Annotated in this window: 21 protein-coding genes; 12 read left to right on the top strand and 9 right to left on the bottom strand. The window is 69.9% G+C overall.

The genetic code is table 11. The annotated features are described in order from the left end of the window. Positions 1 to 67 precede the first annotated feature (67 nt). The 5 genes from LC041_RS00360 to LC041_RS00340 form a co-directional block, all read right to left on the bottom strand. A complete protein-coding gene (locus LC041_RS00360) occupies positions 68 to 1,030 on the bottom strand; it encodes a serine hydrolase (RefSeq protein WP_226530986.1) in 963 nt (320 codons plus the stop codon). A gap of 111 nt (positions 1,031 to 1,141) precedes the next feature. Then, on the bottom strand, positions 1,142 to 3,106 hold the full coding sequence (locus LC041_RS00355) for a M13 family metallopeptidase (RefSeq protein ID WP_226530985.1): 1,965 nt from the start codon (positions 3,104 to 3,106) through the stop codon (positions 1,142 to 1,144). Between the two features lie 55 nt (positions 3,107 to 3,161). Further along, complete coding sequence (locus LC041_RS00350) at positions 3,162 to 4,541, bottom strand: hypothetical protein (protein WP_226530984.1); 1,380 nt, start codon at positions 4,539 to 4,541, stop codon at positions 3,162 to 3,164. Beyond that, positions 4,541 to 5,611, bottom strand: coding sequence for an NAD-dependent epimerase/dehydratase family protein (locus tag LC041_RS00345; protein WP_226530983.1), 1,071 nt, complete (start codon positions 5,609 to 5,611; stop codon positions 4,541 to 4,543). Before LC041_RS00345 ends, LC041_RS00350 begins: the two co-directional genes overlap by 1 nt. Beyond that, entirely contained in the window at positions 5,608 to 6,453 is an 846-nt protein-coding gene (locus LC041_RS00340; RefSeq protein ID WP_226530982.1) for an MTAP family purine nucleoside phosphorylase, read from the bottom strand. The genes LC041_RS00345 and LC041_RS00340 overlap by 4 nt, the downstream gene beginning before the upstream one ends. Positions 6,454 to 6,564: 111 nt before the next feature. Between LC041_RS00340 and LC041_RS00335 the strand changes: the two genes are divergently transcribed. The 3 genes from LC041_RS00335 to LC041_RS00325 are packed head-to-tail and all read left to right on the top strand — an operon-like array spanning position 6,565 to position 8,002. Beyond that, positions 6,565 to 7,152, top strand: coding sequence for a hypothetical protein (locus tag LC041_RS00335; RefSeq protein WP_226530981.1), 588 nt, complete (start codon positions 6,565 to 6,567; stop codon positions 7,150 to 7,152). Then, positions 7,149 to 7,754 carry a molybdopterin-dependent oxidoreductase gene (locus LC041_RS00330; protein ID WP_226530980.1) on the top strand — a complete coding sequence of 202 codons (606 nt, stop codon included), beginning with the start codon at positions 7,149 to 7,151 and terminating at the stop codon, positions 7,752 to 7,754. Before LC041_RS00335 ends, LC041_RS00330 begins: the two co-directional genes overlap by 4 nt. Beyond that, complete coding sequence (locus LC041_RS00325) at positions 7,751 to 8,002, top strand: hypothetical protein (protein WP_226530979.1); 252 nt, start codon at positions 7,751 to 7,753, stop codon at positions 8,000 to 8,002. Before LC041_RS00330 ends, LC041_RS00325 begins: the two co-directional genes overlap by 4 nt. Here LC041_RS00325 and LC041_RS00320 read toward each other — a convergent pair. The 3 genes from LC041_RS00320 to LC041_RS00310 are packed head-to-tail and all read right to left on the bottom strand — an operon-like array spanning position 7,971 to position 10,011. Then, positions 7,971 to 8,654 (bottom strand): class I SAM-dependent methyltransferase, encoded by a 684-nt coding sequence (locus LC041_RS00320; RefSeq protein WP_226530978.1) that lies wholly within the window; start codon positions 8,652 to 8,654, stop codon positions 7,971 to 7,973. The two genes, LC041_RS00325 and LC041_RS00320, sit on opposite strands and share 32 nt — an antisense overlap. Continuing rightward, positions 8,651 to 9,352 carry a TIGR04282 family arsenosugar biosynthesis glycosyltransferase gene (locus LC041_RS00315; protein WP_226530977.1) on the bottom strand — a complete coding sequence of 234 codons (702 nt, stop codon included), beginning with the start codon at positions 9,350 to 9,352 and terminating at the stop codon, positions 8,651 to 8,653. The genes LC041_RS00320 and LC041_RS00315 overlap by 4 nt, the downstream gene beginning before the upstream one ends. After that, positions 9,349 to 10,011, bottom strand: coding sequence for a glycosyltransferase family 2 protein (locus LC041_RS00310; RefSeq protein WP_226530976.1), 663 nt, complete (start codon positions 10,009 to 10,011; stop codon positions 9,349 to 9,351). Before LC041_RS00310 ends, LC041_RS00315 begins: the two co-directional genes overlap by 4 nt. A gap of 112 nt (positions 10,012 to 10,123) precedes the next feature. On the opposite strand from LC041_RS00310, the gene LC041_RS00305 reads away from it, so the two are divergent. Genes LC041_RS00305 through LC041_RS00290 form a run of 4 tightly spaced genes read left to right on the top strand, consistent with a single transcriptional unit; the run spans position 10,124 to position 14,230 of the window. Beyond that, complete coding sequence (locus LC041_RS00305; protein WP_226530975.1) at positions 10,124 to 10,852, top strand: response regulator transcription factor; 729 nt, start codon at positions 10,124 to 10,126, stop codon at positions 10,850 to 10,852. After that, positions 10,852 to 11,988, top strand: a complete 1,137-nt coding sequence (locus LC041_RS00300; protein WP_226530974.1) for a sensor histidine kinase — start codon at positions 10,852 to 10,854, stop codon at positions 11,986 to 11,988. The genes LC041_RS00305 and LC041_RS00300 overlap by 1 nt, the downstream gene beginning before the upstream one ends. 41 nt (positions 11,989 to 12,029) lie before the next feature. After that, a complete protein-coding gene (locus LC041_RS00295; protein WP_226530973.1) occupies positions 12,030 to 13,352 on the top strand; it encodes an MATE family efflux transporter in 1,323 nt (440 codons plus the stop codon). Next, positions 13,349 to 14,230 (top strand): hypothetical protein, encoded by an 882-nt coding sequence (locus tag LC041_RS00290; protein ID WP_226530972.1) that lies wholly within the window; start codon positions 13,349 to 13,351, stop codon positions 14,228 to 14,230. Before LC041_RS00295 ends, LC041_RS00290 begins: the two co-directional genes overlap by 4 nt. Before the next feature lie 21 nt (positions 14,231 to 14,251). Here LC041_RS00290 and LC041_RS00285 read toward each other — a convergent pair whose 3' ends face one another. After that, on the bottom strand, positions 14,252 to 14,932 hold the full coding sequence (locus LC041_RS00285) for a TrmH family RNA methyltransferase (RefSeq protein WP_226530971.1): 681 nt from the start codon (positions 14,930 to 14,932) through the stop codon (positions 14,252 to 14,254). A gap of 171 nt (positions 14,933 to 15,103) precedes the next feature. Here LC041_RS00285 and LC041_RS00280 point away from each other — a divergent pair, with 171 nt between their 5' ends. From LC041_RS00280 to LC041_RS00260, 5 genes are all read left to right on the top strand, one after another. After that, positions 15,104 to 16,363 (top strand): Nramp family divalent metal transporter, encoded by a 1,260-nt coding sequence (locus tag LC041_RS00280; RefSeq protein WP_226530970.1) that lies wholly within the window; start codon positions 15,104 to 15,106, stop codon positions 16,361 to 16,363. 19 nt (positions 16,364 to 16,382) lie between these two features. Beyond that, positions 16,383 to 16,679: a hypothetical protein gene (locus LC041_RS00275; protein WP_226530969.1), complete on the top strand. Its 297-nt coding sequence runs from the start codon at positions 16,383 to 16,385 to the stop codon at positions 16,677 to 16,679. A 47-nt stretch (positions 16,680 to 16,726) separates the two neighbouring features. Beyond that, on the top strand, positions 16,727 to 17,356 hold the full coding sequence (locus LC041_RS00270; RefSeq protein ID WP_226530968.1) for a metal-dependent transcriptional regulator: 630 nt from the start codon (positions 16,727 to 16,729) through the stop codon (positions 17,354 to 17,356). A 141-nt stretch (positions 17,357 to 17,497) separates the two neighbouring features. After that, on the top strand, positions 17,498 to 19,570 hold the full coding sequence (locus tag LC041_RS00265) for a glycoside hydrolase family 10 protein (RefSeq protein ID WP_226530967.1): 2,073 nt from the start codon (positions 17,498 to 17,500) through the stop codon (positions 19,568 to 19,570). 235 nt (positions 19,571 to 19,805) lie between these two features. Next, entirely contained in the window at positions 19,806 to 20,618 is an 813-nt protein-coding gene (locus LC041_RS00260; protein ID WP_226530966.1) for an HAD-IIA family hydrolase, read from the top strand. Positions 20,619 to 20,621 lie beyond the last annotated feature (3 nt).

Here is a 20,621-nt window from a genome sequence, read left to right as displayed (position 1 = left end):
CTCGAGAACAGTCCGATCTTCGCGCAACCTGCCTGATGCGGCGTGACTGCCTGACCTGACGTGCGTGTCAGTGTGTGTACTCCATGAGTTCGACGCCGAGCACGCGGAACGCGTCGTGCGCGCGCAGCCGATGCGTGATCGAGAGGTCGTCGAAGCAGACGATGAGCGCGTAGGCGACCCCGGCGCGAGGCCCGGCGAGCACGCCCGCCTCCGCACGCACCCCTCGGTCGCGACCGGTCTTGTTCACGAAGAGCAGCCCGTGCGCATCGTGATCGTGCGCGAAGGGATCGAGTCCCGTGGAGGCCGCGACCAGACTCAGGTCCTGGTTGAGACTCAACCACTCCGACACCTGCGCGCTGACAGCGGCGTCGACGACCTGCGAGTTCACCAGCGCCGAGAAGAGTCCCGCGAGCTCTCGCGCCGAACCGACGGCGACCTGCGGGGCATCGTCGGGGCCGCGACGGTCGCGGAAACGGTCGAGCAGCGCCGTCCGGCGGAGTCCGAGGGACTCGATGCGCTCGCGCACCCGTTCGTGCCCGACCTTCTGCAGCAGGGCATTGACCGCGATCGGGTCGCCCGCGGTCGCCGCCAGCACGGCGAGGTCCTCCAGAGGAAGCGCGGGGGCATGCAGATGCCGCCAGAGCCCCGAGGACTCGACGGCATCGACGCTCTCGCGCTCGACGATCTCGAACGGGTCCAGCGCGCCGCTCTGAAAGCCTGCGGCCACCTCGATGAGCAGTGGGACGACGCCAAGGCCAGCGACCGGCATGGTCACGTGATCGTCGCCCGCCAGGACGTGCACGTGGTTGTCGAGGTCGACGACGTGCACCGAGACCTGCGCGCCGGAATCCGCCAGGCCCTCCAGGGATCGGAGCGTGGCGGTGAACGACCGTCGTCCAGCGGCTGCGCGCCGAGGGAGTCGACGGCTGGTGCGCTGCGAGCGGCGACCGCCGGAGGAATCCTGGGCACCCCGGAGAGACTCGGGGACCGAAGAGTTGCGGAACCCATCACCAGGCTCGAGAGCGCCCACGCTGATCCTTAAGGGGGGTGGATTTGCGGGATACCGAGGGAAGACACTCCCCAGCGGCAGGGCTATCGTAACCCCACCGCCGGGGGATGCTTCACAGAGTGCGACGTTTGGTCACCAGATGGTCACCCGCGAGGCCGCGGGCAACCACAGCGCGTCGGTCTCGGCCACTCCGAACGCCTCGTAGAACGCATCGATGTTGCGCACGATCTGGTTGCAGCGGAACTCGTTCGGCGAGTGCGGGTCGATCGTGAGCAGTCGCAGGGTCTCGGCGTCGCGGCTCTTCTGCTGCCACACCTGCGCCCACGAGAGCAGCAGCCGCTGCACACCCGTGTAGCCGTCGATCACCGGCGCCTCCGCACCGTCCAACGACAGCTCGTATGCCCGGAGCGCGATGCCGAGGCCGCCGAGGTCGCCGATGTTCTCCCCGATCGTGAGGGCGCCGTTGACGTGATGCTCGGCGTCGAGGCCCTCCGGAACCAGCGCGTCGTACTGGGCGATGAGCGCCTTGGTGCGCTCTTCGAACGCCGAGCGGTCGGCATCGGTCCACCAGTCCTGCAGTCGGCCGTCGCCGTCGTAGCGGCTGCCCTGGTCGTCGAAGCCGTGGCCGATCTCGTGGCCGATCACCGCGCCGATGCCCCCGTAATTGGCGGCCGCGTCACGGCCGGCGTCGAAGAACGGATACTGCAGGATCGCCGCAGGGAACACGATCTCGTTCATGGACGGGTTGTAGTACGCGTTGACCATCTGCGGCGGCATGTGCCACTCGGTACGGTCGATCGGCTTCCCGACCTTGTCGACGTTGCGGTCGTGCTCGAAGATCGACGCGCGACGCACGTTGCCGAACAGGTCGTCTCGGTCGATCTCGAGACTCGAATAGTCGCGCCACACCTCGGGGTGACCGATCTTCGGCGTGAACGAATCGAGCTTCGCGAGCGCGCGCTCGCGGGTCTCCGCGGTCATCCACTCGAGGTCGGTGATGCTCCGGCGGTACGCCTCGATGAGGTTCGCGACCAGCTCGTCCATCGCGGCCTTCGCCGTCGGCGGGTAGTGCCGCTCGACGTACACCTTGCCGATCGCCTCGCCGAGCGCTCCCTCGGTGAGCGAGACGCCGCGCTTCCAGCGCTCGCGCATCGTGGGGACGCCGGTGAGCTCGGTGCCGTAGAACGAGAAGTTCTCCTGCACGAGATCGTCGGTCAGGTACGGTGCCGCGGCGTGAACGACCTTCGCCCGCAGCCACGCCTTCCAGTCGTCGAGACGCTCGGGGGTGAGCAGTGCGCCGAGTCCCTCGAAGAAGCTCGGCTGCGACACGACGACCTCGTCGAAGGCTGCGGGGTTCGAGGGCGAGACCGTCTCGCGCCACGGCGTCAGGTCGACGCCGGTGAGCTCCTGGAGCTCGTCCCAGGTCTTGAGGTTGTAGGTCGCGACCGCATCGCGGCTGCGGACGTTGTCCCAGTGGTGGCCCGCCAGCTCGGTCTCGAGCGCGATCGAGCGGTCGGCGCTCGCTGCCGCGTCCGGGACACCCGCGAGTTCGAGCAGTCGCCCGAGATGTGCGCGGTACGCGGCGCGGGTGTCGGCGAACGTGTCGAGGCGGAAGTAGCTCTCGTCGGGCAGCGACAGGCCCGCCTGCACGAGCACCGGGAGATAGCGCTCGGGGTCGCCGGGGTCGCCGTCGACGTAGAGCCCGATCACGGAAGCGCGACCGTCGCGGTCATAGGCGCCAACGGTACGCAGGAACGCCGGGATCCCGTCGATCGCGTCGATCTCGGCCAGGGTCTCGGCAAGCGGGGCGACACCCGCGGCGTCGATGCGCTCGGTGTCCATGAAGCTCGCGAACAGGTCGCCGATCTTGCGGGCGAGTGTGCCCTCCGCTGCGTCCTGCGATTCCTCCACGATCGCACGTACGTCTTTCTCGGCCTGCTCGGCGAGAAGGTGGAAAGAGCCCCAGCGCGCCTTGTCGCCCGGGATCTCGGTGCGGGCGAGCCAGGCGCCGTTCACGTGGCGATAGAGGTCGTCCTGCGGGCGGATGTCGGAGCTGAACTCATCAAGGGCGAGGCCCACGGGAAGAACGTCAGTCATGCGCCCCAGCCTATGACGACCCTCCCCCGCCGGGTCCAGGCGGGACCGCCCGCACTCACCATCCGGTCTGCAGCAGCGACTGGACGACGATCGCGGCGACGATCTGCACCGCCAGCAGCCACCGGCGCGTCCGTTCCTCGAAGAGCGCCAGACCGATCGTGATCCACGGGACGAACGGCAACCAGATGCGCTCCACTTCCGCCCTGCTCATGTTCGACACGTCGGCCAGGAGCACCATGAGCACCCCAGCGGCACACAGCATCAGCACGATGGTGCGCGGCTCCCATCCCTGCCCTGACCCGGTGCGGAGTTCCGGGACCTGACGCCGCTCGCGCGGTCGACGGATCGCCCAGGCCCCGACCGCGGCGAAGGCCGCACCGATGGCCGGCCCCGCGCTGACCGCGAAGGCGGCGAGGTTCCCCCACAGCCAGTACTCGGGCGGTCGACGCGACGCCACCCCGTCCCAATAGCGCTGCTGCAGCACCGGGAACGCCTCCCACCAGGCGAAGCCGAAGACCGCGAACGCACCCACGACGGCGACCGCCGAGACCGCGGCGATCGGCAACGGGATCCACGACCTCCCCGCCACCAGCACGGCGACGGCGAGCACTCCCAGCAGCGGGAGACCGTACGAGAGCATCACGCAGTATCCGAGCAGGAGACCGGCCCCGACCGACCACGCGATCCTCGCGGCGCCGCGAGAACGCGTCGCGAGCGCCAACAGGCAGATCCCCCACGCGGCGACGGCCATGAACATTCCGTCGCCCGAGACGGCGATCCAGATGGCCGCGGGGGTGAACACCAGGAACGGAGCCGCACGACGGGCGAGATCGGTCGCCCCGAGCGCCCGCAGGGTGATCAGGACCGCCACCACCGTCGTGGCGCCCAGGAGCAGGACCACGAACCCGGCGGCGAGCGCGCTCCCGAGCCCGATCCGCACCAGGACCACGAAGAAGAGCAAGGCCCCCGGCGGATGGCCGGCGATGTGCACGGGCCAGTTGTCCTCATGCGCATAGGGAATCCGCTCGATGTACTCCCGGAGCGTGGCCCCGAAGTCGTCGACCTCCCGCGCGGTGCCGAGGTATTCGTACCGGTGGTCGAGGATGGTGCCGATGCCGTCGAGCCCGTCCACCGTGGCGAGCGCGAACAGCCACAGCGCGGACGCCGCGAACGAGAGCAGCAGCAGCCGCCCCCACCGGGCCGAGGATGCGAGCCGCGGACCCCAGATCACGCCGGCCACGCCGAGCAGTACCGCCACAGGCGTTCCCGGTCCGACCCGCGGCGCCCACTCCGCGTGCAGCGGGGGGAACGACTTGACGCGCACGTTCCATCCCGTGAGCGCCGGGATCAGGATCGCGGCCGCGATGAGCACCACGGCGGCGGCCGTCCCCCAGACGGCGAGGCGCGGTCCCGGACGCGTCGCCGCACCCGCCATCAGACGTCCGCCCCCGTGCGCAGCGGGGCATGCGCGAACTCACGCACCCCGTCGTCGAACCCGACCTGCGGCTGCCACCCCAGTTCTCGACCGATGCGATCCGCCGACGCGGTGATGTGGCGCACATCCCCCGACCGGAACTCCCCCGTCCGCACCGGCTGCGGCCCTCCGAACGCCGCCGCGAGCGCATCGGCGAACTCCCCGATCGTGTGCGGGACGCCCGTGGCGACGTTGAACGCACGCGTGGTCCCCGGTGCCGCGCGATCCGTCCACTCGAGAGCGGCGATATTGGCGCGCGCCACGTCTCGGACATGGATGAAGTCGCGTCGCTGCTGACCGTCCTCGAAGACGCGGGGCGCCTCGCCGCGCTCGAGGGCCGAGCGGAAGATCGACGCCACTCCCGCGTACGGCGTGTTCCGGGGCATCCCCGGGCCGTAGACGTTGTGATAGCGCAGCAGCGCCGCCCGTCCCCCGTCGTACGCCCACGTCCGAGCCAGCAGCTCCTGCTCGAGCTTCGTCGCGGCGTAGGCGTTGCGCGGATCGCAGGGCTGCTCCTCGGGGATCGACGTCGGCTGGAGGGGCTCGCCGGTGTGGGGCGACCGCGGCTCGAAGCGGCCCGACTCCAGGTCCGACCGACTCCGCGGCGCGGGCTGCACGAGGCGATCCCCCTCCCGGTAGAGCCCTTCGCCGTAGACCACCATCGACGACGCGAGGACGAGGCGTTCGATCCCGGCCTCCGCCATCGCCGAGAGCACCACCGCCGTGCCGAGCGAGTTCGAGCCCACATAGTCGGGGGCATCGTGGATGCTGACGCCGAGTCCGACCTTCGCCGCCTGATGACAGACCGCGTCGACGCCGATCAACGCGCGGCGCACGGCATCGCGGTCGCGCACATCGGCAGCGACGAACTCGACCTCCCGCCCGCCCTCCGCCTCGGAGGCGGATCTGCCGTGCACGTCCGGGCGCAGGGAATCGATGATTCGAACCCGCCAGCCCGCGGCGATCGCCTCGTCGACGATCGCAGAGCCGATGAAACCGGCCCCGCCGGTGACGAGCAGGAGTCCACTCATGCTCGCGCCCCGATCAGCGCAGCGACCACCTGGGGCGCCAGACGCTCGGGCGGCTCGTATCCCGGAGGGATCGCGGCGATGAGCGCCGCCACGGCCGCACTCAACCGAGGCTGCGCCTGCGCCATCACAGCGAACACGCGTTCCGCGGTGGCCGAGGTGTCGTCCTCCGTCTCGCCGTGCTCGGTGTCGGTGTCGGTCACGATCGCGAGGTTCACGTGCGCGAATCCGAGCTCGGCCGCCAGCGCAGCCTCGGGCAGCTGGGTCATGTTGACCAGAGAGGCTCCCATCGCACGGTGCCAGTCGGCCTCGGCGGCTGTCGCGAATCGCGGTCCCTGCACCACGACGCTGGTCCCCGCGGCGTGCACGCGCTCCCCCCGGTCACGGAGCACCCGGAACGCGATCTCGCGCAGGCCCCGGTCGTAGGGCTCCGCGAACGGCAGATGCTGCACACCGGCGATCTCGATGTCCCCGTCGAAGTAGGTGTCGGCCCTGCCGTGCGTCCTGTCGATGAGCTGATCGGTCAGCACGAAGTCCCCGGGCGCGAGCGACGACGACAGCCCACCCACCGCGTTGGTCGACAGCAGCACGCGCGCCCCGAGTCTCCGCAGGCCCCAGAGCAGCGCCCTGGCGTTGACCCGGTGCGGCGGCACGCGATGCCCCTCACCGTGCCGAGGTGCGAACGCCACCGCGCGACCGTGCAGCAGACCGACGACGATCTCGGGAACGCCTCCCCACGGCGAGTCCGCAGCGGGGAGGACTCGTCTGCCCTCGAGATCGAGCGCTTCGAAACCCGACCCTCCGATCACGGCGAACTCGATCCGGCCCGGCTGCGCGTCAGTCATGCTCCCAGCGTGCCCGTGGAGGCGGCATACCGGCACCCCATTTCCTTACACCCCGATGACAGGTTCCCGATCCGCCCGCGCCCGAGCGGTCGCGGTCCGCATACTGAGGACATGCGCGACGACCACTCGAGCGGTTCGGTGACCGAACGGCTCTCGGTCGCGCTCCAGGATCGGTCCGAGCGTGCCCAGCGAGCCCTGGGCTCCCCCTTGCGCACGACGCGGATGGCCGTCGTCATCGGCAGACTGCTCGGCCTCGCCTTCCTCGTCTGCTTCCTCACCGGCCTGTACAGCCACCTCCAGCAGGATCCGCTGCCCTGGCTGGCGCTGCCGACGCGTCCGATCCACCTCTATGCGTGGAACCAGGGGATCCACGTCGTGACGGGTTCGATGCTCATCCCGCTGCTCCTGGCGAAGCTGTGGGTCGTGTTCCCGAAGCTCTTCGCCTGGCCTCCGGTGCGCAGCTTCCCACACCTGCTGGAGCGTGTGAGCCTGGCGGTGCTGGTGGCCGCCGCGCTGATGGAGCCGATCACCGGTGTTCTGAACACCCTGCAGTGGTATCCGTGGGAGTTCTCCTTCCGCCGCACGCACTTCGCGCTGGCCTGGGTCCTCCTCGGTGCGATGGCCGTGCACATCGCGGTGCATCTCCCCGCGATCGCCGCCGCCTGGCGCTCGCGCCCCGACGAGGACACGACGCCATGACCGATCACCTCTCCCGACGCCGCTTCCTCGCGGGGGTCGGCGGCGCCTCCGCACTGCTCGGTGCTGCCGCGCTCGCCCACGCCGTCACCCCTGTCGGCCCGTTCAGCCTCCGAGAGCCCCGCGCCCGCGCGGACAGCCCTCAGGATCTGCCCGTCAACCGTTCTGCGCGGCATGCCGAGGTGACCGCGCTCGCCCTCGATCCGGCGTGGACGCTGATGGTCGTCGGCGGAGGGATGACCCGCGCCTTCACGGCCGACGGGCTCGAACGACTGCCGCAGCGCACCGTCCGGCTCCCGATCGCCTGTGTCGAGGGGTGGACGGTCGACGCGACCTGGACGGGCGTCCGACTGCGGGATCTCCTGACCACTGTCGACGCCCCCGAAGACGCCACGATCCGCTTCCGCAGCCTGCAGCAGCGCGGCGCGTTCCGGGCCACCACGATGCCGCCCCAGTATGTCGGCGACCCTCTCACGCTGGTCGCCCTGCAGGTCAACGGGCAGCGCCTCGACCTCGACCACGGCTATCCGGCGCGCGTCATCGCCCCCGGACGGCCCGGCGTGCTGCAGACCAAGTGGCTGTCCTCGATCGAGGTCCTCCGATGAGGGCCGCCAGAATCGCCCTCGCGACGGTCGGTGTCGCGCTGCTGCTCTGGGGCGCCTGGCTGATGCTCTCCGCACAGGACTTCGCTCAGCTGTTCAGCGTCGCCGTGTGGCTGCTCGCCGTCGTCGTCGTGCATGACGGCCTGCTCACCGTTTTCAGCGCGGTGCGCCATCGCCTGCGGCCACGGGCCGCGACATCGGCATCCCGCGGCCCGGATGTCACCCGCGAATCGGAGCCTGCCGACGGGTGAGGCTCACGAACGCCCGGCCCGACAGCGTCCACGTCTCGACGATCTGCAGCCCGGTGCCGTCCACCCGATCGCGGAGCGCCGTCGCTCCGATCTCGTACCACGGGAAGGGCGAGCTCGACCGACCGTCGATGTCGACGACGGTCGCCTGATACCCCCGGTCGCGCGTCGGGTGCGGATCGACTTCGACGATGACGCGTCCGCCGGGGGCGACGATCTGGCCGCACCGGGCGAGCAGCACGTCCGGCTCGCCCCCGATGCCGATGTTCCCGTCCAGGAGCAGCAGCGTGCCCCACGAGCCCTCCTGGGGCAACGGGTCGAACACCGAGCGGTGCAGAGCGGGCAGACCCTGCTCCCTGGCGTGCTCGACGGCGGAGATCGCGACGTCGACCCCCAGCCCGAGGTGCCCGGCCACGATCGCGGCGTGGAGTATCCGCCCGGGCCCGCACCCGACGTCGAGCACCGGCCCTCGGATCCGCGTGATCACCGAGTCGTCGGCGGCATCCGCGGCGGAGAGGAACCGACCGACCTCGACCCGATGCTCGGTTCCCTCCCCGAGCTCGATCAGCCGCAGCACCCCTCCGCCGTTGCGCAGGGCGAAGTCGTAGGGCGCATCGCCTCCGGCGCCGAAGTGGGCGGCCGTCGCGTTGCTCATCCTCGGCCGTTCCCCTCGCCCGCACCGCCGACGCCGGCCCCGTCCTCCAGGACATCGGCGAAGCGGGGAAGCAGACCGGCGAGATGCCCGTCCGGCGGCAGGACGGCCGCGACCTCCCGCAACGACGCGAGGTCATCGATGTCCGTGAGAGGCGGGGCGTCCCGCACGCGGAGCCGCATCCGCACCAGACTCCGACGCTGGCGGGCCCCGGTGTCCGACACTGACATCGGCACACCACGGACGAGATCTCCCCGCGACCACGATCCCAACCGCCCGGGGCGAAGATCGTCGATCCCGAGGAGCCAGAAGCCTCCGTCGGTCGCCGGTCCGATCCAGGCGTCGACGTCGTCCGGCCAGTCGTCGGCGAGTGCGCGCAGCAGTATCGGATCCACCTGAGGGGTGTCCATCCCGATCAGCAGCACCCTCCCGGGGACGGAGTCCAGCGCTGCGCCGATCCGCTCGTCCAGCCCGCCCGAGACCTGTGGAATGACCCGGAAACCCGCGGGGACGGCCACCTCGCCCTGCGCACACACGACCACCGGCAAGCCGGTGGCCCCCACCGCCTCGAGGGTGTCGGCGAGGCTCGCCGCCGCGATGTCCGCAGCCTCCTCCAGCGCGAAGGGCGGATGCAGCCGGGTCTTGACCTTTCCCGGCAGGCACTCCTTCGCCATCACGATGATCGTCGCCTCGGTGTTCATGCGAGCTTCCTCAGCGTCCGATGCATGTCCGACACCGCGATCAGCGTTCCCCGCACGGTCCCGGTGACCTTCGAGCGCCCGGTCCGAGGGCGGTACGAGACATCGGTCTCGCCGATGCGAAGCCCCTTCCGCCAGGCACGCAGCAGGAGTTCGAGGGGATAGCCGCTGCGCCGGTCCTCCATGCCCAGGCCGAGAAGCATCTCGCGGCGACCGGCCCGGAACGGACCGAGGTCGTGCATCGAGAGCCCGGTGCGTCGACGCACCATCGACAACAGCACCGAATTCGCGACTCGCGCATGGACCGGCCACGCCCCGCGACCACCGACCCGGCGACGCCCGAACACGAGGTCGCTCTCTCCTCGGTGCACGGGCCCCGCGAGCCTGTCGAGTTGCGCCAGATCGAACGACCCGTCGGCGTCGCAGAAGGCGACGACGGGTGCCGTGGCCGCACACAATCCCGCATGCACCGCCGCGCCGTAGCCGCGCCGCGGCTCCTCGACAACCGTCGCGCCGAGACGGCGCGCGATCTCCGCCGATCCGTCGGTGGATCCGTTGTCGACGACGATGGCCCGCGCCCCAGGAGGCAGGGCGGCCAGCACCCCGGGCAGCGCCTCCGCTTCATTCAGACAGGGGAAGACGACGTCCGTGGGAAAAGCCATATCGCGACGCTAGAGAAAATGTCCCCCGGCGACATCCGTCAACTCTTACGAACCGAGGAAGGTTGCCCTCCGAGCGGGTGACGGGGGCGACCTCCGAACCTACGATGAGAGCATGTCCGCGCCGCCCGTTCCGCCTCCGCACCTCGCGGAACTCGCCGACCGTCGGGTGCTCGTGATCGAGGACGATGCGACGGTGAGCGAAGTCGTCCAGGCGTACCTGCGCGCCGCGGGATACCTGGTCGATCACGCCACCGACAGTTTCACCGGCCTGGCCTCGGCCGCGGCGAGCGCTCCCGACCTGATCGTGCTCGACCGGATGCTCCCGGGCATCGACGGCGCCGAGGTGTGCCGCCGCATCCGGGCCGGCTCGGACGTCCCGATCATCATGCTCACCGCGCTCGGTTCGGAGGAGGACCGCATCGACGGCCTGGAAGCCGGAGCCGACGACTACGTCGTCAAGCCGTTCTCCCCCCGTGAGCTGGTCCTCAGGGTGAATTCGGTGCTGCGGCGGAGCCTTCCCGAGTTCGCGCGCGAGGCTCCGTTCGATCTCGGTCCCTTCCATCTCGATCCCTCGGCGAGGATCGTCACCCGGGAGGGTGTGCCGCTCGAGTTGTCGGTGCGCGAGTTCGAGCTGTTCGCGTTCTTCCTCAAGCACCCGCGCCAGACATTCGATCGGCCCACGCTGCTGCGTCGGGTCTGGGGATGGGAGATCGGAGACCTCTCGACGGTCACGGTCACCACCCGGCGGCTGCGGGAGAAGATCGAAGACGACCCCGGCTCCCCCACGGTCCTCGTGACCGTGTGGGGCGTGGGGTACCGCCTCGAGTGGGAGGACCGCTGATGCCGTTCGCCGATGTCGTCACGATCGCGGCCATCGCGCTCGGGTGGGCTCTTCTCGTCGGAGGCTCTGGGCTGCTCGCCCTGTGGCTGCTGCGCCGTCGCTCGCTGATGCTGCAGCTGTGCATCGTCATCCTCGCCGTGGTGGTGTCCTTCGCCGCCGGGGTGCTCGCGGTCGCCGAGGCGATGTACATCTCCCCCCACGACCTTCTCGTCGTTGTCGTGGTCACCGCCATCTCCGCTGTCGTGGCGGTCGGCGTCGCCGTGGTGCTGGCGGCTCGTCTCGTCCGCGACGCCCGATCCCTGCAGAAGCTGACGCATTCGGTCGGCGAGGGCGAACTGCTCGAGGACACGGGTGCCCTTCCCGTGAACACGGAGTTCGCCCGCGTGGCCGCCGAACTCGTCTCGACCAGCGAGAGACTCGCAGCGGCACGGGAGGAGGTGCAGCTCCTCGATCGCTCCCGGCGTGAGCTGATCGCGTGGATCTCGCACGACCTGCGCAGTCCCCTCGCCGGCCTGCGCGCGATGACGGAAGCGCTCGATGACGGTCTCGCCGAGGATCCCGCCCGCTTCCACCGTCAGATGCGCCGCCAGGTCGACCACATGAGCGACCTGGTCGACAACCTGTTCGAGGTCTCGAAGATCTCCTCCGGCACTCTCACGCTCCGCCTCGAACCGATGTCGCTGCACGACCTCGTCAGTGATGCGGTCGCCGAGCTCGCGCCGATCGCCCGGGCCAAGGACGTCGCGCTCGTCGAGCTGACCAGCCCGGATCACACCGTCGTCGGGGACGCCCGCGAACTCGCTCGCGTCATGACCAACCTGCTCGCCAACGCGATCGAGCACACGCCGGCCGGCGGGACCATCCGCATCAGGACCACCCGCGAAGACGACGCGATGGTGCTCTCCGTCCAGGACACCGGCTCCGGCATCGCGCACGACGACCTGGCGAGCGTCTTCGAACCGGGATGGCGGGGCACCGACGCGCGAACGCCCGGCACGAGCGTCCACGGCACGAGCGGCGCCGGTCTCGGGCTGGCGATCGCACGGGGCATCGTCGAAGCACACCACGGCGTGATCAGCGCCCACAACGCCGACGGCGGGTCGCGGTTCGACATCCGCTTGCCCGTGGGCGCCTGAGCCGGGCGGATGAGGTCGGCGCCAGGTCATAGGCTCGGAGGATGACCGCGCGCACCTCCCTCAATCGAGAGATCCTGCGCCTGGCCGTTCCTGCTTTCGGCGCGCTGGTCGCGGAGCCGGCTTTCCTCATCGTGGATGCCGCGCTGGTCGGGCACCTCGGCACGACGCCGCTCGCCGGACTCGGCATCGCCGCGGCCGTGTTGCAGACCATCGTCGGACTCATGGTCTTCCTTGCGTACTCCACCACACCCGCAGTGGCACGTCGTTTCGGCGCAGGTCAGCCCGGCGAGGCCGTGTCGGTCGGCATCAACGGCATGTGGCTCGCCCTCGGGTTGGGGGCCGTGCTCGCCGTGATCGGCGCGGTCTCCTCGCCGTGGCTCGTGTCGCTGTTCGGCGCGAGCGATGCCGTCGCCGCCCAGGCCAACGAGTACCTCGTGATCTCCATGTGGGGTCTCCCCGCGATGTTGATCGTGTTCGCCGCGACCGGCTTGCTCCGGGGCATGCAGGACACCATGACACCGCTCTGGATCGCGGGACTCGGCTTCGGGGCGAACGCCCTGCTCAACTGGCTCTTCATCTACGGACTCGGCTGGGGCATCGCAGGCTCCGCCGCCGGAACCGTGACCGCGCAGTGGGGCATGGTGGCCGCCTACGCCCTGGTCGTCCGCCAGCTGGCCACGCGCCACAGTGCCTCACTCCGGGCACAGCGCGCCGGCATCCGCAACACCGCTGCGTCGGGCGGCTGGTTGTTCCTGCGCACCGTGAGCCTGCGCGTCGCGCTGCTCGCGACGGTGGGCGTCGCCACCGGGATCGGCACCGATGAACTCGCCGGATGGCAGATCGTCTTCACGATCTTCTCGGCCGCGGCCTTCGCCCTCGACGCACTCGCGATCGCCGCACAAGCGCTGATCGGCAAGGAACTCGGTGCCGGCGACGAGCGGCAGGTGCACCGTGTGCTCGCACGCACCGTGGCATGGGGGGCGTGGTTCGGCGTGATCGTCGGCGGCGTGATCGCCGCCCTGTCCGGGGTGCTCGGCATCGTGTTCACCGGCGACGCCGAGGTCGCCGCTCTCGTGCAACCGGCGCTGCTCGTGCTCGCTGTCGCCCAGCCCGTCGCGGGCGTCGTCTTCGTGCTCGACGGGGTGCTCATGGGCGCGAACGATGCGCGGTACCTCGCCATCGCCGGCGGCCTGAACCTCGTACCGTTCCTGCCCGCTCTGTGGATCATCGCCGCGGTGGGGGTGGACGGCGCGCCGGGCCTCGTCTGGCTCGCCGTGGCCTTCTTCGGCGTCTATCTGCTCGCCCGGCTCGGTACTCTGGGCTGGCGTGTGCGCTCAGGACGCTGGCTGGAGGCGACGGCATGACGACAACATCACCCTGGCCGGAGAGCGCGGACACGGTCACGCGATGGGTGCGGGCGTCGATCCGCCCCGACGCGTCGGAGCTCGAGGTTCGCGGACTCGAGGATGTGCGCGTCTCGTGCGAGCTGGACGGCGACGACCTGGAGCATCTGACGCTCGACGCCAGCGCAGTGGATCTCCGGCTGCGCATGCCGACGCACGACACCGCCCCTTCCGCACCCGTAACCGTCCCGGCGGACACCCCGGAGGTACGGAGCCGACGTGCTGGCACCGCACGCACGATCCGACTGATCGCACGCCCCGTGCGCGTCGAGCGCATTCCGGTCGTGATCGATGCTCAGGTGTACGACGCCCCGATCGAGTGGCTGGTCTACGCGACGCCCGTCGTCGCCGGGCGCCCGGAGAGCCGGTTCGGCATCGAGGTCGTCGGTGACGGCGCGGGGATGCGGGGCTCGTTCCTGGCGTCGCTCGCGGCAACGGATCTGCCCCGGTTGCTGACCGCTGTCCTGCGCCCGGCTCTGAAGGCGGGCGGCGTGCGTCTGCGACGCCTCACCGCCACCGTCGTGCCGGACGGGCCCGACGGCGTCCGCATCGACGGTGCCGCCGGCGTCCGTTGGCGGATCTTCCCCGCTTCCGCGCGGGCGACGGCACGCATCGACATCGACCCCTCGGGCATCATCACCGTCCGCGATGTCCGCGTGACGAGTGGGAACCTGGTGGTCGCGCTCGCGCTGCGCGCAGTCCGTCGAACCATCCGGGCGCAGAACGGACGCACGTACGATCTGAACGACGAGCTCGGCTTCGGCGAAACCGCCCTGCGCCTGCACGACGTGCGGCTCACCGTCGCCGACCAGCTCACCGTCGCCGCGCGCCTCGGCTGAGCCTCGGAGCTCGACTGCGTCTCAGCCGGCGTACCGGCGGCACCACTCGTACATGATCACGGCGGCCGCGGCGCTGGCGTTGATCGAGCGTGTCGAGCCGTACTGGGTGATCTCGATGTGCGCGGAGGCCGCGGCGAGCGCGTCGCTGGACAATCCCGGCCCCTCCTGGCCGAAAAGAAGCACGCAGCGTTGCGGGAGATCCGCCCTGTCGACGGGGACGGCACCGTCGACGTTGTCGACCGCGATGATCGGAAGCCCTTCGTCCGCAGCCCACACCGCGAAGGTCTCGACGTCTTCGTGGTGCACGACGTGCTGGTAGCGGTCTGTCACCATCGCTCCGCGCTTGTTCCACCGCCGGCGACCGATGATGTGCACGGTGTCGGCGAGGAAGGCGTTGGCGCTGCGCACGATCGACCCGATGTTCATGTCGTGCTGCCAGTTCTCGATCGCGACGTGGAACGGGTGCCGCTGGGTGTCGAGGTCGGCGACGATCGCCTCCATCCGCCAGTAGCGGTAGCGGTCGATCACGTTGCGGGTGTCTCCGGCGGCGAGCAGCTCCGGGTCGTACTGCGCGCCTTCAGGCCATGCGTCCTCGCCCCCCGGCCACGGCCCGACCCCGTAACCGGGCTGCAGGGTCGATCCACCGTGGGTCGCATCCGCCGGAACGGCTGCACGGGTGTTCCCCGGCGCGGCGTCATCCATCCCGCAAGGTTATCGCTGCTCACCGCAGGGCCGACACGCCAGATGTCGGACGGATGGGCGCCGACGGTCCGACATCTGGCGTGTCGGCTGGTGCGGTGAAGGATTTAGGTGGACCGAAAAATGCGCTACGGTTTCGGTGTGCCTAAAAATTCTGTGCTTCCGCGAGAGACGATGGATCTGAAGACGGCCACCGCGCCGCGGGGTCTGTGGCTGCTCGGTCCCGCCCTCGTCGCGGGCGTGGCCTACCTCGACCCGGGAAACGTCGCGAGCAACATGACCGCGGGGGCGCAGTACGGCTACCTGCTGGTCTGGGTCGTCGTCGCGGGCAATGTCATGGCCTGGCTCATCCAGTACCTCTCCGCGAAGCTGGGCGTCGTGACGGGGCAGAGTCTTCCCGAGGTGCTGGGCACCCGCCTGCGCCGACCGTGGGCCCGCCGGGCGTACTGGGTGCAGGCCGAGCTCGTCGCGATGGCCACCGATCTCGCGGAGATCATCGGCGGAGCGGTCGCCCTGTACCTGCTCTTCGACGTGCCACTGCTGCTCGGCGGTCTGATCACCGGCGCCGTCTCGATGATCCTCCTCACAGTGCAGAACCGCCGTGGCGCCCGTCCGTTCGAGTTCGTGATCATCGGCCTGATGGCCGTCATCACGATCGGCTTCGTCGCCGGTGTGTTCGTGGCTCCGCCGGATCCGGCAGGAGTCCTGGGCGGCATGGTGCCGCGCTTCGAGGACACCGGTTCCGTGCTGCTGGCGGCCTCGATCCTCGGTGCGACGATCATGCCGCATGCGATCTACGCGCACTCGTCCCTCGCCCGCGACCGTTTCGGGGCCGCGACCGCCCACGTCGGCGACGAGGCCGTGCGCACCGAGACCTCCCGTATCCGGCGGCTCCTCACCGCCACCCGCTGGGACGTCTCGGTCGCGATGGTGATCGCGGGCTCGGTCAACCTCTGCATCCTCCTGCTCGCCGCCGCGAACCTGGCGGGGGTCGAAGGCACCGACTCGCTCGAGGGTGCGCACGCGGCCCTCGCCGCCGGCCTCGGACCGGTCGTGGCCACGTTCTTCGCTGTCGGACTGCTCGCCTCCGGCCTGGCCTCGACGTCGGTCGGCGCCTACGCGGGAGCCGAGATCATGCACGGCCTGCTGCACGTGCGCATCCCCCTGCTCGCACGGCGGCTGGTGACGCTGATCCCCGCTCTCGTGATCCTCGGGATCGGTTTCGATCCGACACTCGCCCTCGTGCTCAGTCAGGTGGTGCTGTCGTTCGGGATCCCGTTCGCCCTGGTCCCGCTGGTCGTGCTCACGGCGCAGCGGCGGACCCTCGGCGCCTGGGTCAATCGACGGTGGACGACGGTGGCCGGCATCCTGGCCTCCGTGCTGCTGATCGCGCTGAACGGCGCTCTGCTCTGGCTGGTGCTGACGGGAGCCTGAGCCCGGATAGGCTCGAAGCATGTCTGCCGAGAGCGCCCGCCGCACCGTCCGCATCCTCACCTGGATCGGCTTCGCGACCGGCGTCATCGGCGGGCTGCTGATCGCCTTCCCGAAGGTCATCGGGGTCGCCAGCCCCTGGGTGCAGCTGGTCCTGGGCGTGGCAACCCTCGTGCTCGCTTTCCGCGCCCGCAAGGTCGGCATCGACGAGGTGGAGGGGTTCGATGGCCGGCTCTCGCTGGCCGCCGCCCTCCTCGGATTCCTCGTCCTGTTCTTCGCGGGTCAGGCCGCGTTCATCTTCCTGAGCGCCCTGGGCTGACCGCCGTCGCAGCACGGGCGCGGGAGAGCACCGCGTAGGCTGATCAGGTGGCCTCCCCCGCAGCTGACGACTATCTGAAGACCGTCTACGCGCACACCGAGTGGCAGGACGCACCGATCACCCCGTCGGTGCTCGCCGCGAAGCTCGGCATCGCTCCGTCGTCCGTCACCGAGATGGTGAAGAAGCTCGCGGCCGCCGGGCTCGTCTCGCACGTGCCCTACGGCGCGGTGCGGCTGACGGATGCCGGTACGACCCGTGCCCTCGCGATGGTGCGCCGGCACCGGCTGATCGAGACCTGGCTGGTGCAGGAGTTCGACTACGGCTGGGACGAGGTCCACGACGAGGCCGAGGTGCTCGAACACACCATCAGCGACCGGCTGCTGGAAGGCATCGACGCTCGCCTGGGACGCCCCCGTTTCGATCCGCACGGCGATGCGATCCCCGACGCCGACGGCCGCATCGAGCGCGAACCCTTCGTGCTGCTCGCCGATGCTCCGATAGGGCACACGGGGCGCGTGCTGCGGGTCGACGACAGGGACCCCGAGCTTCTGCGCTCGCTGGAGGCGGCGGGTGTGACCGTCGGCGCGAAGGTGGGCGTCACCGCACGCGGGTTCAGAGTCGACGGAACCAAGGTGGAGGTCGCCGACGGCGCGGACGCCGTCTGGCTGACCGCCTGAACTCGGCGAGCCCGCACCGGCACCCCCTCTTCTCGCGGCATTCCGGCATCCTGCGACCATCGGCACGACTCGGGATGGTAATCAGTTCCACATTTGTGGCACACTCTGAAAACCGTTTCCACCCATCTGATCGAGGACTCGATGCTGAGAAGATCTGCTGTTGCCGCGACCTGTGCCCTCCTGCTCCTGGGCCTTCCCACCGCCGCCGGAGCCGCCGACGACGAGGAACTGCTGTACAAGTACGTGAAGGATGCAGCGGGGGACTACGGCTACGGAACCACCCCCGTCGACACCTACCCCGGATCCGGCACCCAGGTGTCGATCCCGACCGAGCTCACTCCGGAGAACCGCCGGTTCTCCAGCGCCTGGGTCGCCACCATCGCCAACCTGAACTTCGGCAAGCCGACCGATGCCGCGGACTTCGACGACCGCTTCGGCACCGTGCTCGATGACTTCGAGTCGTGGAACATGAACGCCGTGATCTTCCAGGTGCGCCCGCTGCTCGATGCCTACTACCCCTCGGCGCTGAACCCCTGGTCGGAATTCCTCACCGGAACGCAGGGCGCCGACCCCGGCTACGATCCGCTCGCCCGTGCCGTCGAAGCCACACACGCCCGCGGGATGGAGTTCCACGCGTGGCTGAACCCCTACCGGGTCACGAACACAAAGATGACCGCCGCGTCGGTCCTCGGAGCCCTCGGCCTGGACGCCGACGAGGTCAAGGCGCTCAGCATCCCCGAGTACATCTCGGCCTTGAACGAGGCAGGCATCCTCGCCGACGACAACTACGCCGTGCAGCACCCCGATCACGTGCTGGCGTTCGACGAGAAGCTGTTCCTCGACCCCGGGCAGCCAGAGGTCCGGGCCTCGGTCGCCGCCACCGTCGCGGAGATCGTGGAGAACTACGACGTCGACGCGATCCACTTCGACGACTACTTCTACCCCTACCGCATCACGGTCAACGGTGTGAACGTGCTGTTCGGCACTGCCGGGGAGGACAGGGCGACGTTCGAGGAGTTCGGCCTCACCGAAGGGTACGCCGACACCGCCGCGGGGATCGAGGAGTGGCGGCGCGACAACATCACGGCGCTGATCACCGAGGTCGGCGACACGATCGACGCCCACAACGACAGCGCCGGCACCGCGGTGCAGCTGGGCGTGAGCCCGTTCGGCATCTGGGAGCACAGCGCGCTTGACCCCGCGGGGTCGCACACGCCCACCGGCTCGTCGCAGACGTACAGCACGACCGTCTTCGCCGATACCCGAGGCTGGGTTCAGGACGAGCTCGTCGACTACCTCGCCCCTCAGATCTACTGGAGCTTCGACCAGGGTGCAGCCCCGTACGGCGAGCTCGCGAGCTGGTGGAGCGACACGACCGCCGACAGCCGCACGCAGATCTACGTCGGGCACGCGCTGTACAAGCACGTCAACAACGGCGGCTGGGAGCAGGCGTGGATGAACCCGGAGGAGGTGCCCAATCAGATCCGCTTCAACCAGAAGCTCGACGGGATCGACGGCAGTGTGCTCTTCAGCTACAACGACATGAAGCCGAGTGACGTCGCCGCGCTCCCCGCCGATCAGCAGCCGCGCAACCAGGCGAAGAACGACGCGATCGATTTGCTGAAGTCGGAGGCCTTCGGGCATCCGACGATCGTGCCGGCCAAGCCCTGGCTGTCCGATGGCAGCGTAACGGCACCCGTGGATGTGACGGTGGCGGACGGTGCCCTCACCTGGCGCGCGGGCGACGCCGACGAGGCGCGACAGTACGCGATCTACCACGGCACGGGCACCGCAGCCGAGATCGTCGCCGCGGACGGGACCCTCGTCGACACCCTCTGGGCCGGAGGATCGACGGAGCTCTCGTACCCGCTCCCCTCGCAGACGTTCGCTTCCGACCAGGGAACCTGGGTCGTGACGGCACTGGATGCCGCGGCCGTCGAGAGTGCGGCGGTGCTGGCCGCCGCTCCCACCGACCCCACCGACCCGACCGACCCCACCGACCCCACCGACCCCACCGACCCTGCACCGCAGCCCGGTGATCCCGATGCACCCTCGGCATCCGGAAACGGGTCGGACGGGACCGGAGCCGATGGGCTGGCGGACACCGGCGGGACGACACCGACCGCGCTCCTGCTGGCGGCCGGAGGACTGGTGGCGGCCGGAGGTCTCACGGCGGGCATCGCCGCCGTCCGCCGACGCCGGCGCGCGGACTGAATCCGCCGACGACCGGCGCGACGGGTTCCCCACCACCCCGACGGCCGCCCCTCTCCCGCAGAAGGGCGGCCGTCGCCGCTGTTGCGAGCGCGTCCCGGCGCTGTCGACGCAGCACCCCCGCGCCTTAGCCTCCCGGTTGGAATCGCCCGATCGGCTGCGTTTCGACGTGAAGCCGAGCCATTCGCGCGATTCGAATGGTCATGTGCCAGAAACACTCGCCCTCTAGGCTGTGCACATGGCACAACGCGACGACATCGAATGCTGGCTGACCGACATGGACGGCGTGCTCGTCCATGAGAACGACGCCATCCCCGGGGCATCCGAACTGCTCGCCGGTTGGGAGAGCGCGGGCATCCCGTACCTGGTGCTCACAAACAACTCGATCTTCACCGCGCGCGACCTGTCCGCACGCCTGCGCATCAGCGGCCTGAACGTGCCGGAGGAGCGCATCTGGACGTCGGCCCTCGCGACCGCCGACTTCCTGAAGCAGCAGCTGCCCGGCGGTTCGGCCTTCGTGATCGGCGAGGCCGGCATCCTCACGGCCCTGCACGACGCCGGCTTCATCATGACCGAGACGAACCCCGACTTCGTGGTCGTCGGTGAGACGCGCAACTACTCGTTCGAGGCCATCACGAAGGCGATCCGCCTCATCATCGGCGGCGCGCGCTTCATCGTCACGAACCCGGATGCCACGGGCCCGAGCGCCGACGGCCCCCTCCCGGCCACCGGAGCGATCGCCGCCCTCATCACCAAGGCCACGGGCAAGGAGCCCTACGTCGTCGGCAAGCCGAACCCGATGATGTTCCGCTCGGCGCTGAACAAGATCGGCGCGCACTCCAAGCGCACCGGCATGATCGGCGACCGCATGGACACCGACGTGGTGGCGGGCATCGAAGCGGGCCTGCACACGGTGCTCGTTCTCACCGGGATCAGCGACCAGGCCGAGATCGAGAAGTACCCGTTCCGTCCCGACGAGATCGTGCAGTCGGTGGCCGACCTGCTGCCGCGGATCACCGAGACGATCACGACGGTGAAGACCAAGAAGTAGCCC

The organism is Microbacterium paraoxydans (assembly GCF_020524545.1).
Classification (GTDB): domain Bacteria; phylum Actinomycetota; class Actinomycetes; order Actinomycetales; family Microbacteriaceae; genus Microbacterium; species Microbacterium paraoxydans_C.
The sequence above is the reverse complement of the archived record's forward strand: the minus strand, read 5'-3'. Positions and strand labels throughout refer to the sequence as shown.